This is a genomic window from Blastococcus sp. SYSU DS0973 (assembly GCF_054051055.1).
In genome coordinates this window covers 196,103-210,689 of record NZ_JBJHAN010000006.1, presented here as the reverse complement: position 1 = coordinate 210,689, position 14,587 = coordinate 196,103, and the positions used below count along the sequence as shown (strand labels likewise).

18 protein-coding genes are annotated in these 14,587 nt (G+C 74.3%); 13 read left to right on the top strand and 5 right to left on the bottom strand.

Going from position 1 to position 14,587, the window contains the following annotated elements; genetic code table 11:
- The first annotated feature begins 11 nt into the window (after positions 1 to 11).
- From mshA to ACI791_RS12485, 4 genes are all read left to right on the top strand, one after another.
- Positions 12 to 1,349: a D-inositol-3-phosphate glycosyltransferase gene (mshA, locus tag ACI791_RS12500; RefSeq protein WP_456586324.1), complete on the top strand. Its 1,338-nt coding sequence runs from the start codon at positions 12 to 14 to the stop codon at positions 1,347 to 1,349.
- Positions 1,346 to 1,891 (top strand): YbjN domain-containing protein, encoded by a 546-nt coding sequence (locus ACI791_RS12495; RefSeq protein ID WP_347058114.1) that lies wholly within the window; start codon positions 1,346 to 1,348, stop codon positions 1,889 to 1,891. The genes mshA and ACI791_RS12495 overlap by 4 nt, the downstream gene beginning before the upstream one ends.
- Positions 1,888 to 3,480, top strand: coding sequence for an MFS transporter (locus ACI791_RS12490; protein WP_456586323.1), 1,593 nt, complete (start codon positions 1,888 to 1,890; stop codon positions 3,478 to 3,480). Before ACI791_RS12495 ends, ACI791_RS12490 begins: the two co-directional genes overlap by 4 nt.
- Positions 3,481 to 3,613: 133 nt before the next feature.
- Positions 3,614 to 4,372: a phosphoglyceromutase gene (locus ACI791_RS12485; RefSeq protein WP_456586322.1), complete on the top strand. Its 759-nt coding sequence runs from the start codon at positions 3,614 to 3,616 to the stop codon at positions 4,370 to 4,372.
- A gap of 60 nt (positions 4,373 to 4,432) precedes the next feature.
- Here the strand turns inward: ACI791_RS12485 and phoU are convergent, their stop codons facing one another.
- On the bottom strand, positions 4,433 to 5,098 hold the full coding sequence (phoU, locus tag ACI791_RS12480) for a phosphate signaling complex protein PhoU (protein ID WP_456586321.1): 666 nt from the start codon (positions 5,096 to 5,098) through the stop codon (positions 4,433 to 4,435).
- A gap of 167 nt (positions 5,099 to 5,265) precedes the next feature.
- On the opposite strand from phoU, the gene ACI791_RS12475 reads away from it, so the two are divergent.
- Together ACI791_RS12475 and ACI791_RS12470 are read left to right on the top strand one after the other, a co-directional pair.
- Positions 5,266 to 6,471, top strand: coding sequence for a sensor histidine kinase (locus ACI791_RS12475; protein ID WP_456586320.1), 1,206 nt, complete (start codon positions 5,266 to 5,268; stop codon positions 6,469 to 6,471).
- Positions 6,468 to 7,154, top strand: a complete 687-nt coding sequence (locus ACI791_RS12470) for a response regulator transcription factor (protein ID WP_347058109.1) — start codon at positions 6,468 to 6,470, stop codon at positions 7,152 to 7,154. The genes ACI791_RS12475 and ACI791_RS12470 overlap by 4 nt, the downstream gene beginning before the upstream one ends.
- A 177-nt stretch (positions 7,155 to 7,331) precedes the next feature.
- Here ACI791_RS12470 and ACI791_RS12465 read toward each other — a convergent pair whose 3' ends face one another.
- Both ACI791_RS12465 and ACI791_RS12460 read right to left on the bottom strand, forming a co-directional pair.
- Positions 7,332 to 7,523 (bottom strand): DUF3072 domain-containing protein, encoded by a 192-nt coding sequence (locus tag ACI791_RS12465; protein WP_456586319.1) that lies wholly within the window; start codon positions 7,521 to 7,523, stop codon positions 7,332 to 7,334.
- Between the two features lie 10 nt (positions 7,524 to 7,533).
- Complete coding sequence (locus ACI791_RS12460; protein WP_456586318.1) at positions 7,534 to 7,749, bottom strand: hypothetical protein; 216 nt, start codon at positions 7,747 to 7,749, stop codon at positions 7,534 to 7,536.
- An 81-nt stretch (positions 7,750 to 7,830) separates the two neighbouring features.
- Here ACI791_RS12460 and ACI791_RS12455 point away from each other — a divergent pair, with 81 nt between their 5' ends.
- A complete protein-coding gene (locus ACI791_RS12455) occupies positions 7,831 to 8,934 on the top strand; it encodes a helix-turn-helix domain-containing protein (RefSeq protein ID WP_456586317.1) in 1,104 nt (367 codons plus the stop codon).
- Here ACI791_RS12455 and ACI791_RS12450 read toward each other — a convergent pair.
- The gene (locus ACI791_RS12450) at positions 8,827 to 9,645 is read right to left on the bottom strand and encodes a hypothetical protein (RefSeq protein ID WP_456586316.1); all 819 of its coding nucleotides are present in this window, start codon (positions 9,643 to 9,645) and stop codon (positions 8,827 to 8,829) included. The genes ACI791_RS12455 and ACI791_RS12450 overlap by 108 nt on opposite strands.
- 89 nt (positions 9,646 to 9,734) lie before the next feature.
- Here ACI791_RS12450 and ACI791_RS12445 point away from each other — a divergent pair, with 89 nt between their 5' ends.
- Together ACI791_RS12445 and ACI791_RS12440 are read left to right on the top strand one after the other, a co-directional pair.
- Positions 9,735 to 10,679 carry a Ppx/GppA phosphatase family protein gene (locus tag ACI791_RS12445; protein ID WP_456586315.1) on the top strand — a complete coding sequence of 315 codons (945 nt, stop codon included), beginning with the start codon at positions 9,735 to 9,737 and terminating at the stop codon, positions 10,677 to 10,679.
- Positions 10,679 to 11,452, top strand: coding sequence for a hypothetical protein (locus ACI791_RS12440; protein ID WP_456586314.1), 774 nt, complete (start codon positions 10,679 to 10,681; stop codon positions 11,450 to 11,452). The genes ACI791_RS12445 and ACI791_RS12440 overlap by 1 nt, the downstream gene beginning before the upstream one ends.
- A gap of 15 nt (positions 11,453 to 11,467) precedes the next feature.
- Here the strand turns inward: ACI791_RS12440 and ACI791_RS12435 are convergent, their stop codons facing one another.
- Entirely contained in the window at positions 11,468 to 12,034 is a 567-nt protein-coding gene (locus ACI791_RS12435) for a type 1 glutamine amidotransferase domain-containing protein (protein ID WP_456586313.1), read from the bottom strand.
- 59 nt (positions 12,035 to 12,093) lie between these two features.
- On the opposite strand from ACI791_RS12435, the gene ACI791_RS12430 reads away from it, so the two are divergent.
- From ACI791_RS12430 to ACI791_RS12415, 4 genes are all read left to right on the top strand, one after another.
- The gene (locus ACI791_RS12430) at positions 12,094 to 12,753 is read left to right on the top strand and encodes a hypothetical protein (RefSeq protein ID WP_456586312.1); all 660 of its coding nucleotides are present in this window, start codon (positions 12,094 to 12,096) and stop codon (positions 12,751 to 12,753) included.
- Positions 12,750 to 13,568, top strand: coding sequence for a pyrroline-5-carboxylate reductase (gene proC, locus ACI791_RS12425; protein WP_456586311.1), 819 nt, complete (start codon positions 12,750 to 12,752; stop codon positions 13,566 to 13,568). Before ACI791_RS12430 ends, proC begins: the two co-directional genes overlap by 4 nt.
- Positions 13,569 to 13,899: 331 nt before the next feature.
- On the top strand, positions 13,900 to 14,244 hold the full coding sequence (locus tag ACI791_RS12420; RefSeq protein WP_456586310.1) for a helix-turn-helix domain-containing protein: 345 nt from the start codon (positions 13,900 to 13,902) through the stop codon (positions 14,242 to 14,244).
- Between the two features lie 236 nt (positions 14,245 to 14,480).
- Entirely contained in the window at positions 14,481 to 14,579 is a 99-nt protein-coding gene (locus ACI791_RS12415) for a 30S ribosomal protein bS22 (protein ID WP_012854759.1), read from the top strand.
- Positions 14,580 to 14,587: the final 8 nt, after the last annotated feature.

The window sequence follows — 14,587 nt, the reverse complement described above, 5'->3', positions numbered from 1 at the left end:
CGGAGGTCCACGTGCCCGCTCGTCGCCTCTCCGGCCCCGGTCTGCCGTCCCGGGTGGCCACCCTCTCGGTGCACACCAGCCCGCTCGACCAGCCCGGTGCCGGCGACGCCGGTGGCATGAACGTCTACATCGTCGAGGTCTCCCGCCGGCTGGCCGCGCGGGGCGTCGCCGTCGACGTGTTCACGCGCGCCACCTCCAGCGACCTGCCGCCCGTCGTGGAGATGAGCCCCGGGGTCACGGTGCGCCACGTGAGCGCCGGCCCCTTCGAGGGCCTGGGCAAGGAGGAGCTACCCGCGCAGCTGTGCGCCTTCACCGCAGCGGTGCTGCGCGAGGAGGCCCAGCACGAGCCGGGCTACTACGACGTCGTCCACTCCCACTACTGGCTCTCGGGCCAGGTGGGCTGGCTGGCCCGGGACCGGTGGAGCGTGCCGCTGGTGCACACCGCGCACACCCTGGCCAAGGTGAAGAACGAGGCCCTGGCCGCCGGCGACCGCCCCGAGCCGCGGGCGCGGGTCATCGGGGAGGAGCAGGTGGTGACCGAGGCCGACCGGCTGATCGCCAACACCGACGAGGAGGCCCGCCAGTTGGTGCGCCTCTACGGGGCCGATCCCGCACGCACGCTGGTCGTGCCGCCCGGCGTCGACCTGGACCGGTTCACCCCGGGCAGCCGGGCCGCGGCCCGCCGCGCCGTCGGGACGGCCGACGACGCCGTCGTCCTGCTGTTCGTCGGCCGGATCCAGCCGCTCAAGGCGCCCGACGTCCTGCTCGCCGGTGCCGCGCGGATGCTGGCCGATGACCCCGGCCTCCGCTCCCGGCTGGAGGTGCACGTCGTCGGCGCGCCCAGCGGTTCGGGGCTGGAGGCGCCGCGGCAGCTCGAGCAGCTGGCCGTCGCGCTGGGCATCGGAGACCTGGTGCGGTTCCACCCGCCGCAGCCGCCCGACCGGCTGGCCGACTTCTACCGCGCCGCCGACGTCACGGTGGTGCCCAGTCACAACGAGTCCTTCGGCCTGGTGGCGCTGGAGTCGCAGGCGTGCGGCACCCCGGTCGTCGCCGCGGCCGTGGGCGGGCTGCCGACGGCGGTCCGCGACGGCGTCTCCGGTGTCCTGGTCGTCGGCCACGACCCGCGCGACTACGCGGCCGCGGTCCGCTCGGTGCTGGGTCGCCGGGAGCTGCTGGCCGCGGGCGCCCGCCGGCACGCCGGGCGGTTCTCGTGGGACCGCACCGCCGACGCCCTCGTCGACGCCTACGTCTCGGCGGCGGCGGAGATGGCCGCCGCGCCCGCCGTTCCGCTACGGGAACGGCGCCCCGGTCCGCTGCGGGCGCTGCCCGGGTTCGGGGTGGCCCGGTGAGCCGGGCGATCGAGGAGCTCGACGCCCTCATCGAGCAGACCCTCCGGGACAGCGAGCTGGTGCACGAGCACCCCCGGCCGGGCACCTGGCTGGTGGACCTCCCGGGCACCAAGAAGCTCAAGACGGTCTGCGGGCTGATCGTGGGGGAGCACGCGCTGCGCGTGGAGGCGTTCGTCTGCCGCCAGCCCGACGAGAACCGCGAGCAGCTGTGGACCTACCTCCTGCAGCACAACGCCCGCATGTACGGCGTCGCCTACTCGATCGACTCGGTCGGCGACGTCTACCTGACCGGCCGGCTGCCGCACGCCGCCGTCACCCCCGAGGAGCTCGACCGCGTCCTCGGCTCGGTGCTCAGCTACGCCGACGACCACTTCAACACCATGCTCGAGATCGGGTTCGGCACCTCGATCCGCCGGGAGTGGGAGTGGCGGGTGAAGCGGGGCGAGTCCCTGCGCAACCTGGAGGCCTTCGCCGCCTTCGTCGAGTCCTCGCACCGCACGGGCGGGAGCCCCGCCGGCGCCGACCCGGCTGCCGGGGCGTGACGGCGACGGACAAGTCGCAGCCGGGCGCCGTGGCACCCGGCGAGGAGACCGGCGCCGGATACGACCGGCGGTGGTGGGTGCTGGCCACCATGACCGTCTGCCTGCTCGTGGTCATCATGGGGAACACGATCCTCAACGTCGCCATCCCGACCCTGCAGCGGGAGCTGGACGCCACCCAGGGCGAGCTCCAGTGGGCCGTGGACGCCTACATCCTCGTGTTCGCGGGGCTGCTGTTCTCGTGGGGGGTGATCGGCGACCGGATCGGCCGCCGGCGGGTGCTGCTGATCGGCCTGAGCATCTTCGCCGTCGGCTCGGTGCTCGCCGCGTTCAGCGACACCGCGCTGGAGCTCATCGCGTGGCGGGCGGTCATGGGCATCGGCGGGGCGGCCGTCCAGCCCACGACGCTCGCCGTCATCACCAACGTCTTCCCGGCCCGGGAGCGCGGCCGGGCCATCGGGATCTGGGCCGGCACCGCCGGGATCGCGGTCGCCGGCGGGCCGCTGGCCGGTGGCGCCGTCCTGGAGCACTTCTGGTGGGGCGCGGTCTTCCTCGTCGGCGTCCCCGTCGCGGTCCTGGGGATCGTGGCCGTGCTCGCCGTGGTCCCCGAGTCCCGGGACCCGAACCCCGGCCGCCTGGACGTGCCCGGCGTGCTGCTGTCGATCGTGGCGCTCGCCGGGCTGGTGTTCGGAATCATCCGGGGCGGCGGTGGTGAGGGCTGGACGACGCCCGGCGTGCTGGTGCCGCTGGTCGGCGGCGTGGTCCTGCTGGTGCTCTTCGTGTGGCTGCAGCGGCGGTCCGCCCACCCGGCGCTGGACGTCTCGCTGTTCCGCAACCCGGCGTTCTCCGCGGCCGCCGGGGCCCTGGGGCTCAACTTCTTCGCCCTGCTCGGCGCCACGTTCTACCTGGTCTTCTACCTGCAGGGCGTGCGCGGCTACTCGCCGCTGCAGAGCGGGGCGGCCCTCATCCCGGTCGCGCTCGGCATGGCGCTCATGGCCCCGCGCAGCTCCGGGTTGGCCGAGCGCTTCGGTGCCAAGGCCGTCTGCGCCACGGGATTCCTGCTGATCGCGCTGTCCTTCGCCGGGGTGCAGCTGCTCGACCTGACGTCCCCGGTGTGGCTGCTGCTGACCGTGCTCTCGGTGCAGGGCGTCGGCATGGGGGCGGTCATGGCGCCCGCGACCGAGTCGATCATGTCCGTCGTCCCCCGGGAGAAGGCCGGCGCCGGGGCGGCGGTCAACAACTCGGTGCGCCAGGTGGGCGGGGCCCTCGGTGTCGCGATCCTCGGCTCGCTGCTCGCCGCCACCTACTCGGCGCAGCTCGGGTCCGCGGCCGACGGGCTGCCCGCCGGCGCGCGCGACGACGCCCGCCACTCGATCGTGGCCACGCTCGAGGCGGTGAGCCGGGCGCAGGCCGAGGGCACGCCGGAGGAGGCCGCGGCCGCCGCGGCGGTGGTGGAGCCGGCGCGGGAGGCCTTCGTCACCGCGATGCACGTGACCGCGGTCGGCACGGCGGCCGCGACGCTGGTGGCGGCGGTGGTCGTGCTGGTCTGGCTGCCGGGCCGGCGAGAGCGCACGTCCTCGGTCGCCCGGTGACTCGACAGGCGCTGCTGGCCGCCCTGCTGAGCAGCCGACCCGTACCCGGGCGGGAAGGCGAGGGTGAGCGGACGCGGGCCCTCGCCCGACGGCCCCGCTGCCCACGCGGGCGGCGTCGGGCAGGATGATCGACGTGACGACCTCCCCCGGAACCCTGGTGCTGCTCCGCCACGGCGAGAGCGAGTGGAACAAGGCCAACCTCTTCACCGGCTGGGTGGACGTCCCGCTGTCGGAGAAGGGCCGGGCCGAGGCCGCCCGCGGCGGGCAGCTCCTCGCCGAGCACGGGCTGCTGCCCGACGTCTCGCACACCTCGCTGCTCCGGCGGGCGATCATGACCGCCGAGCTGGCCCTGCACGAGGCCGACCGGCAGTGGATCCCGGTCAAGCGCTCCTGGCGGCTCAACGAGCGCCACTACGGCGCGCTCCAGGGCAAGGACAAGGCCGCCACACTCGCGGAGTACGGCGAGGAGCAGTTCATGACGTGGCGCCGGTCCTACGACACCCCGCCGCCCCCGATCGAGCCGGGCAGCGGGTTGTCGCAGGACGGCGACGACCGCTACTCGTTCCTGCCGCCGGAGGCGCGCCCGGCCACCGAGTGCCTGGCCGACGTCGTCGTCCGGATGCTGCCCTACTGGTACGACGCGATCGTGCCGGACCTGCGCCTGGGCAGGACCGTGCTGGTCGCGGCGCACGGCAACAGCCTGCGCGCGCTGGTCAAGCACCTCGACGGCATGAGCGAGGACGCCGTCGTGGGCCTGAACATCCCCACGGGGGTGCCGCTGCGCTACGACCTCGACGCCGACCTGCGCCCGACCACGCCCGGCGGGGAGTACCTCGACCCCGAGGCGGCCGCGGCCGCCATCGAGGCGGTCAAGAACCAGGGCAAGAAGTAGGAGCCCGGTGCCCGTCCGGGCGCCCTCGTGAACGGCGCCCCGCGCGCGGGCTCACCCGGATCAGGCCTTGCCGGTGACCTCGGACTCCCAGCGCTCGCCGGTGACCAGGTAGACGACCCGGCGGGCGACGCTGACCGCGTGGTCGGCGAAGCGCTCGTAGTAGCGGCCGAGCAGCGTGATGTCGATCGCCGTCTCGATGCCGTGCGGCCAGGTCTCGCTCAGCAGCTGCCGGAACAAGCCGCGGTGGATCAGGTCCATCGCGTCGTCGTCGGTCTCCAGCTCCCGCGCCGCCTCGACGTCCCGCTTGGCGATGACCGTCGCAGTCTTCGTGATGAGCAGCTCGGCCACGTTGCCGGCCTCGAGGAAGGCCGGACGGACCTCCTGCGGGACCGCGTGGTCGGGGAACCGCATCCGGGCGACCTTGGCGATGTGCGCCGCGAGGTCGCCCATGCGCTCGAGGTCGGCGACGATCCGCATGGCCGCCGTGATGGTGCGCAGATCGCCGGCCACCGGCTGCTGGCGCGCGAGCAGGGTGAACGTGCGCTGCTCGATGCTCTCGCGGGTGGCATCGATCTGGTCGTCGCCGGCGATCACCAGGTCGGCCAGGGCGACGTCGGCGTCGAGGAGCGCTGTCGTGGCGGTGCTCATCTGCGAGCCCACGGAGTTGGCCATCTCCACCAGGCAGGCGTTGATGTCGTCGAGTTCCTCGTGGTAGCTGTCCCGCACGGTCGTCCTCTCATCGTGATCCCCCACCGACAGTAGGCGGAGCGAGGGCCGGTCCGGTCGCCGCGGGGTGAACGTCTGCCCCCCGCGCGGTGAACAGTGACCCGTCGGAGCGGTGAACCTGTTGCCGATGGCTGTTCACCGGCGTCGGCCCACCTACCATCTGGGCCGTGAGCCCACTGGTCGCCCTGGTGGTCGGCCTCCTCCTGGGTGGGGTGGTGGCCGCCACAGTCATCATCCGCTCCCGTCCCGATCTGGGTCGACGCGCCCTCGACGGCGCGGCCGTGCCGCCGCCCGAGGCTGCGCTGGCGCGGCGCCTGGTGGACCTGATGGATCCCGCGGTCGTGGTCGTCGGCATCGACGACGCCGTTCTGCTGGCCAACCCCGCCGCCCGGGCCCTGGGCGTCGTCCGCGGCACCCGGCTGCTCGTCCCGGACCTGCTCGCGCTGGCCCGCACGGTGCGCAGCGGGGGTACCCGGCGCGCCGACGTCCGGTTACCCGGTGACCTGGTCGGCGCCGGTCCGCGCCTGGTCGGGGTGCACGGGGTCCGCCTGGACAGCGGCGCCGTGGCTCCGCCCGGCCCGGTGGCGCTGGTCCTCCAGGACGTCACCGAGGCGCGGCGGGTGGAGGCGGTCCGCCGCGACTTCGTCGCCAACGTGGGCCACGAGCTCAAGACGCCGGTCGGCGCCCTGGCGCTGCTGGCCGAGGCGATCGAGGGCGCGGCCGACGATCCCGAGGCGGTGCAGCGGTTCGCCGTGCGCATCGCCCACGAGGCCGACCGGCTCGGCCGGCTGGTGCGCGAGCTGATCGACCTGTCCCGGCTCCAGGGCGGTGAGCCGCTGCCCGAGCTGGTGCCGGTGGAGGTGGACCGGGTGCTCTCCGAGGCGGTGGACCGCACCCGGACGGCAGCCCGCGCCAAGCAGCTGGAGATCGTGCTCGGTGGCCAGCCCGATCTGGTCGTGCGCGGCGTGGAGAGCCAGCTGGTGACCGCGGTGACGAACCTGCTCGCCAACGCGGTCGCCTACAGCACGGGCAGCAGCCGGGTCGCCGTCGCCGCCCGGGCCCGGTCGGGCTTCGCGGAGATCGCCGTCACCGACAGCGGCATCGGCATCCCGCGCGCGGACCGTCACCGGGTGTTCGAACGCTTCTACCGGGTGGACCAGTCCCGGGCCAGCAGCACCGGGGGAACCGGGCTGGGACTGGCCATCGTCAAGCACGTCGCGAGCAACCACGGTGGTTCGGTGACCGTCTGGAGCGAGGAGGGGCTGGGCTCGACCTTCACCCTGCGGATCCCGCTCGCCGGCCCGGCCGACCACCCGGCGGCGGAGCCGTCCGCCGTTCCCGCACCCCAGAGTCTGGAGACCGAGCGTTCATGAGCCGTGTCCTGGTCGTCGAGGACGAGGAGTCCTTCTCCGACGCGTTGTCCTACATGCTCCGCCGGGAGGGGTACGAGACCGTCGTGGCCGCCACCGGGCCCGACGCCCTGGCCGAGTACGACCGCGGCGGGGCCGACATCGTGCTCCTCGACCTGATGCTCCCCGGCCTCCCGGGCACCGAGGTGTGCCGGGCGCTGCGGGCCCGCGGCAACGTGCCGATCATCATGCTCACCGCCAAGGACGCCGAGATCGACAAGGTCGTCGGCCTGGAGCTGGGGGCCGACGACTACGTCACCAAGCCGTACTCGGCGCGCGAGCTCGTCGCCCGCATCCGCGCGGTGCTGCGCCGCCGCGGGGAGGTGGCCGACGCGGCTCCGGTGGAGGGCGTGCTGGCCGCAGGCCCGGTCCGGATGGACGTCGAGCGGCACGTGGTCGCCGTGGACGGCGAGCAGGTGGCGCTGCCCCTCAAGGAGTTCGACCTGCTCGAGTTCCTGCTGCGCAACGCCGGGCGGGTGCTCACGCGTGCGCAGCTGATCGACCGCGTCTGGGGCTCGGACTACGTCGGCGACACCAAGACCCTCGACGTCCACGTGAAGCGGCTGCGGGCCAAGCTCGAGCCCGACCCCGCGAACCCGAAGTACCTGCTCACGGTGCGGGGCCTGGGCTACAAGCTCGAGGCCTGACGACAGCCTCGGGAGCATCGCAACGAGGAACGAGCGGCGAGCGGGCCGGGGCGCGGAGTCGGGCCAGGGGCGAGGCCTCGAAGGAGGACCCCGTCATCCCCACCCCCGGCACGCTCGGGGTCGGATCCGGGACGGGCCCGGGGGAACGGGCCCGTCGCCGAGGGCCTTCTGCTTTCCTCAGTCGTTCTTCAGCTCGTCGATCTTCTTCGACGCGTCGGCCTTCGACAGGTCCTCGGGGACCGCCTCGTCGGTGCCCCGGGCCAGGGTCTCCAGGTAGCTCTTCTGCGCTCCCGTGGCCGGCTCGTCGCCGGTGACCCAGGTGTCGGGGTCCTTCTCGGTGGTCTGGTCGGCGGAGTTCGCTTCGCTCATGTGTTCGATGCTAGGCGCGGGCGAGCTCTCTCGCCTGCTGAGCGGCCGCCGCCCGTGCGGCCCGGATCGCCTCCCAGCGGCGTCCGGTGCGGTAGACGTGGACCGCCCCGCAGGCGGGACAGTCCACGTGCAGCGCGACGTGCGTCGGGTGGTTGGTGACCGACCGGATCCGCCGGTCGGCGACCAGCTCGTCGGAGCGGGTGACGGGGCAGGTGATCAGCAGCATGGGCGCAGCCTGCGTCGCTCGGCTCGCCGAGACGAGTGGCAGGACCGACCGCCATCGCCTCTTTTCTGCCAACATGTCCGCATGACCAGCACCGTGCCCGCCGTGCCGGACACCCGCCCGGCCCCCGTCGTCGTCAGCGCCGTCGTGGCCGACGGGCTCGTCGGCAGCTTCGGGGTGGGGGTCGCCGCCGAGGTGTTCGGCTACGACCGCCGGGCGATGGGCCTGCCCGCCTTCGACTTCGCGCTGGTCACCCAGCGGCCGGGTGTGGTCCGCACCGACACCGGCATCCCGATCGTCGTCGAGCAGGGCCTCGACCGGCTCGAGCGCTCCGACATCGTGCTGATCACCGCCTGGGAGGTCTTCGAGGAGCACCCGTCGGCGGACCTGTTGGACGCGCTGCGGGCGGCCGCGGCCCGCGGCGCCATCCTGGTCAGCCACTGCACCGGGGCCTTCGTGCTCGCCGCAGCCGGGCTGCTGGACGGCCGGCGGGTGACCACCCACTGGAAGTACGCCGGGGAGCTCGCCGCGCGGTTCCCCGCGCTCGACGTCGACCCGTCGGTCCTCTACGTCGACAACGGGCAGGTCATCACCGGCGCCGGGACGGCGGCCGGCGTCGACGCGCTGCTGCACCTGCTGCGCCGCGAGTGGGGCGCGGCCGCGGCGAACGCGCTGGCCCGGGAGATGGTCGTCCCGCCGCACCGCGACGGAGGTCAGGCGCAGTTCATCGACGCGCCCGTGCCCGCCTGCCGCGACGACCTCCTGGGTGTGGTCCTGGACTGGGCCGCGGCGCACCTGGCCGAGGAGATCAGCGTGGACGATCTCGCTCGTCGCGCGCTGATGAGCTCCCGGAGCTTCGCCCGCCGGTTCAAGGCGACCACGGGCACCACGCCGCACGCCTGGCTGCTGGGTCAGCGCCTCGCGGCGGCCGAGGAGCTCCTGGAGAACAGCGACGCCTCGATCGAGGAGATCGCCCGGCTGGTCGGGTTCGGCACCGCGGCCGGGCTGCGCGAGCAGTTCACCCGCCGGCGCGGCGTCTCCCCACGGGCCTACCGGCAGACGTTCCGGTCGGCTGCGGCCTCAGCTGCCGGGACGTCGCCGGTGCAGCTCGACGGGCACCGGCCGCGGGCTGGCGGGGTGCGGCGCGATCAGGCCCTGGTCGAGGCGGGCCTCGGTCAGCCGGCGTAGCTCCTCGTACGCCGGGGCGCCGAGCAGCGCGGTCAGCTCCGCGGCGTAGGTGAGCACCAGCGGCTCGGGTGAGACGTGCGCCGTCGGCGACCCGGTGCACCACCAGTGCAGGTCGTGCCCGCCCGGGCCCCAGCCGCGGCGGTCGAACTCCCCGATGCTCGAGACCAGCACCCGGGTCCCGTCGGGGCGGTCGACGTGCTCCTGCTCCCGGCGCACCGGCAGCTGCCAGCAGACGTCGGGCTTGGTCGTGAGCGGGTGCAGCCCGGTGCGCACCGCCATGCGGTGCAGGGCGCAGCCGCTGCCACCGGCGAAACCGGGCCGGTTGAGGAACACGCAGGCGCCGTCGACGACGCGGGTGCGCAGCGACCGCACGGGCTCGGCGCCGTCGCCGTCGCCGGCGTCGTCCTCCTCGGTCCACGCGCCGCGGCCGGCCGGGGCGAGCTGCCAGTCCTCGTCGGTCAGGTCGGCGACCGCCGCGGTCACCCGGAGCAGGTCGTCCTCGTCGGTGAAGAACGCGCCGTGGCTGCAGCACCCGTCGTCGGGCCGGCCCGCCACGACGCCCGCGCAGCCCCGGCCGAAGACGCACGTCCAGGCCGACGTCAGCCAGGTGAGGTCGGCGCGGACGAGGTGCTCGGGATCCACGGGGTCGGGGAACTCCACCCACTCCCGCGGGAAGTCCGGTCCGACCTCCTCGGGGGCGACGTCGGGCACCGGGCCAGTCTAGTCAAAGGACTGCCTGCCCCCTCCGCTCGCAAGCTCGCGGTCGAACCCTGCAGGCGGCCGTCCGGCAGAATCGGCCCATGCGGCTCGGTGTGCTGGACGTCGGATCGAACACGGTGCACCTGCTGGTGGTGGATGCCCATCGCGGGGCGCACCCCACGCCGATGCACGACGACCGCTGGCTGCTGCGGCTCGCCGAGCAGATCGGGGACGACGGGCTGCTGTCCAAGGCGGGGGAGAAGGCGCTCCTGCGCGCGGTGCAGGCCGCCTGCGACCAGGCCGAGAAGCAGGGCTGCGAGGAGCTGCTCGCGATGGTCACGTCGGCCATCCGGGATGCGGCCAACGGCGTCGAGGTGCTCCACCGCATCCGCGAGCGGACCGGCGTCGAGCTGCAGGTGCTGAGCGGTGAGGACGAGGCCCGGCTGACCTTCCTCGCCGTCCGCCGGTGGTTCGGCTGGAGTGCGGGACGGCTGCTCGTCCTCGACATCGGCGGCGGATCGCTCGAGCTGGCCAGCGGTGTCGACGAGGAGCCGGACGTCGCCCTGTCCCTGCCGCTCGGTGCCGGTCGTATGTCCCGGCGGTTCCTGCCCGAGGCCCAGCGGGGCGGGCGGCCGGACCTGGCGGCGCTGGACGACCTGAACACCTACGCGAAGGGGCTGATCGAGCCGGCCGGGAAGAAGCTGCGCGGCGCCGGGACGCCGGACCTCGTGGCAGCCACCAGCAAGACCTTCCGCACCCTCGCCCGCCTGACGGGGGCCGCCCCGTACTCGGCGGGGCTGCAGGTCCCCCGGGAGCTCACCGCCGACGGGCTGGAGCAGCTGGTCGGCTTCGTCTCGCGGATCGAGAGCTCGGCGCTGGCCGAGCTCCGGGGGGTCTCGCCCGACCGCGCGCACCAGGTTCCCGCTGGGGCTGTTGTCGCTGCCGCAACTCTGCGTGCGCTCGACGTACGGTGCGTGCGGATCTGTCCGTGGGCGCTGCGCGAGGGAGTCATCCTGCGCAGGCTGGATTCGTTGGGAGGGGTGTGATGGCCGAACCGGACTGGAACCCGGACACGGGAGGGCGCTCGCTCGCCGAGATCCTCCGCGAGGCCGGCATCGAGTCCGCCGCCCGTACCGCCCGCCGGCGCCGTGTCGACGACGGCGACACCGGCATCCGCCAGCGGCGCGCCGACGACCCGGCGGCGGCCGACCGGGCCGGCTACGGCCGGCGCCGCAGCGACCTGCCCTCCTCCGATCCGACGGCGGCCCCGGCGCGCGGGAGCCGCGCCCCGGAGCGCGCGCCCGACCCCTCGACCGCCGCGATCCCCGGGCTGCGCCCCGACCGCAAGCCCGGTGTCCCCCAGCCGTCGGCGCCGGTGCCCTCGCTGCGCCGGTCGGCCGAGGCGGCCGGTGGGCAGCGCCGGGCCACGCGTACCGCGGCCCGGACCGCGCCCGCCCCCGGCGGGGTCGCCTCCACCGGCCCGATCCCGGTGGTGCGCGCCGGTGACGTGGACGACGCGGACCTCGACGCGACGCCGCGGGAGAGCGCGCTGGCCTGGCTGCGCTTCGCCGGCGAGCTGGTCATCGCCCTGGCGGCCGGGGTGGGGATCTACTTCGCCGCCACCGTCCTCTGGGAGATGATCCCGCACCTGGCGGTTTTCCTGGCCCCCCTCGCCGTCACCGGCCTGGTGGGCGGGGTGAACCTGTGGCGCCGGCGGCAGGGCACCGAACCCGTGGGATCCGGGATGCTCGCCGTCCTGGTGTTCGCGGGCACCCTGCTGACCATCGCCCCGGCGGCCACCCTCCTCGCGACCTCCTGACCGCCGGGGAGGCGGTCAGGCGTCGGCCGGCTCCTCCTCGCGGGAGACGGCGAACTCCTCCACGATCGCGGCGCCGAAGGCGTCGAGGTCGTCGGGCTTGCGGCTGGTGACCAGGTTCCCGTCGACGACGACCTCCTCGTCGACCCACGTCGCGCCGGCATTGCGCAGGTCGGTCTGCAGCGAGGGCCACGAGGTCATGCGTCGGCCGCGGACGACGCCGGCCTCGATCAGCACCCACGGCGCGTGGCAGATGGCCGCCACCGGCTTGCCGGCGTCGAAGAACGCCTTCACGAAGGTGACGGCGTCGGCGTCGGCGCGCAGGAAGTCGCCGTTGATGACACCTCCGGGCAGCACCAGCGCCGCGTAGTCGTCGGGGTCCGCCGAGCCCAGGTCGGTGTGGACGGTGCGGCGCTCGCCCTTGTCGATGTGCTGGTAGGCGGTGATCGTGCCGGTGGCGAACGAGACCAGTTCCGGCTCCGCACCGGCCTCCTCGAGGGCCTGCCAGGGCTGGTCCAGCTCGACCTGCTCCACGCCGTCGGTGGCCAGCACGGCCACCCTCATCCCGTCCAGTTCTCCTGCCATGCAGCCGCCGCTACCCGCCCCCCCGACCGAGCACACGCCGGAGCACTACGGTTTCGGGCGTGTCCGTCCGTACGCGCTTCCGCCGGCTGCCCGGCCGGCGCGCGCACCCGGCGCTCGCCCCCGAGGACGCCGTCCACGCCGCCGGTGACCTGGTCGCCGCCGGCCGACTGGTCGGCCTGGACCTCGCCGCAGCGGCATCGGACGCCGGAACCGCAGGGCTCGCCGTGCGGGTGGTCGACGCTGGGCTCGCCGCCGCCTGCGAGGTGACGGTCGCCGCGCGGACCGGGGCGGCCGGGGAGCTGGCCGCCCGGGGTCTCGCCGTCGCCCTGACCGGCCCGCCGGCCGAGGTCGACCCGGTGGCGCGGGCGCTGCCCGGGGCCCGGGTGGTGGTCCCGGCGGGCGAGCCGTGGGCGGAGGACCGGTGCCGCGCGCTGGCCGGAGGCCGGGTGCGGCTGGTCGCCGGCCGGGGGACAGGTGCGGAGCTCTCGTTCGTCCGCTGCGTGAACATCCTGATGGCCGGGGACGGCGAGCCGGCCGTCGCGACCACCGATCCACGACTGATCGCCATCACCGGTGAGCGCGCCGCCTGGAACGGCCGTTCGCCCGACAGCTGGGAGCACGTCATGCCCTGGGGAGAACCCACCGACGACCAGTCCCGCCTGCTGGCCGCGGGCCACACCGTCCGCGTGCTGGTGCCCGTCGCGGGGGGCCGGGGATGACCGCCACGGGCCGGCGCGGGCTGGCCGTCATCGGGGGCGGGAAGATCGGCGAGGCGCTGCTGTCCGGCCTGGTCCGGCGCGGTGGGCCCGACGGGATCCTGGTCGTCGAGCGCAGCGCCGAGCGCGCCGCCGAGCTGACCGCGCGCTACGGCGTCCCCGCGGTGGAGCTCGCCGACGCCGCCGCCCGGGCCCGGGTGCTGCTCCTGGCGGTGAAGCCGCAGGACATCGACACGCTGCTCGGGCTGGTGTCCGGGCACGTCGACGACGGGCACCTGGTGGTCTCGGTAGCCGCCGGGGTGCCGACGAAGCGGATCGAGGCGGCCCTGCCGGCCGGCGTCCCGGTGGTGCGCGTCATGCCGAACACGCCGGCGCTGGTGGACGAGGGCATGAGCGTGCTCTCGGCCGGCGCCCACGCCGGGGAGGAGCACCTGGACGAGGCGGAGGCGCTGCTGGCCGCCGTCGGGCAGGTGCGGCGGGTGCCGGAGTCGCAGCAGGACGCCGTCACGGCGCTGTCGGGCAGCGGACCGGCCTACTTCTTCTACCTCGTCGAGGCGATGGTGGACGCGGGCATCCTGCTGGGGCTGCCGCGGACGCTGGCCGCCGACCTGATCGTGCAGACCGCGCTCGGCGCGGCGGTGATGATGCGCGACTCGGGGGAGCACCCCGTCCAGCTGCGCGAGGCGGTCTCCAGCCCGGGCGGAACGACCATCGCCGCGATCCGGGAGCTGGAGAAGCACGGCGTCCGGGCGGCGCTCATGGCCGCGATCGAGGCGGCGCACGCCCGCTCCGTCGAGCTGGGCGTCGACAAGTCCTGACGTCGACAGGGCAAGACGTGGTGCCGGCGCCTTCCCGTGTCGACAGGTCGACGGGCACCGGGCGTGAGCGGTCGAATACGATAACGCACGTGCGGGCGTCCTGGTGCGACGCAGCGTCATCAGACCCTGACCGTGTCGCGAAACGCGCCGGAACGGGTGTGCACCGTGTTGCATAGGTGTAGTTCTGCCTAGTACGGACCGGTCCGCCTGTTCGTTTCACCCATCGCTTCAGTCACGCCAGCCCCCTTACTCTCAGTACCAGCGCGTGCGTGTTCAGTTGCCGGTGGGGAAGCCGGCGCCACGACACGAGCTAGGTTCCGGAGACGAAGACATGACCATGCCCCAGCGCCACGCTGCCGCCACCGTCGTCCGTCCGGGGATGCCCGTCCCCCGCCCGATGGGTCGCCCGATGAGCGCCGCGGCGGTCGCCCGGCCCGTGCCGGCCCAGCACCCCGCCGCCATGCCGCTCGGTCGTTCGGCCGTCCCGGCTCCCCGCGCCGCCGTCACCTTCCTGACCGTCGCCGAGGTCGCCTCGATGATGCGGGTCTCGAAGATGACCGTGTACCGCCTCGTCCACGCCGGTGAGCTCTCCGCCGTCCGCGTCGGCCGCTCGTTCCGCGTGCCGGAGCGCGCCGTGCAGGACTACCTGCGCGACGCCTACACCGACATCGCCTGAGACATTCAGGCCGCAACGCCTGCGGTGTCACGACCAATGGGGGGCCGGAGGCTGCCGCGAGGAGTGACGTGCCGGCTCCGCCCGACGGGAGCCGGCACGCGGCCGCGGTATCGCCCGGACGGCGACAGTGTCATCGGCGCGGGGCGGCTCGGGTACGCTCGGTCGCCGAGCGACACCGGGCACGGCCCGTGTCACGTTCGAGCTGATCTGTTTCGTCACGACGTCGGGAGCACCACGTGGGTTCGGTCATCAAGAAGCGGCGCAAGCGGATGGCGAAGAAGAAGCACCGCAAGCTGCTGAAGAAGACGCGCGTTCAGCGTCGCAACAAGAAGTGAGCTGACGC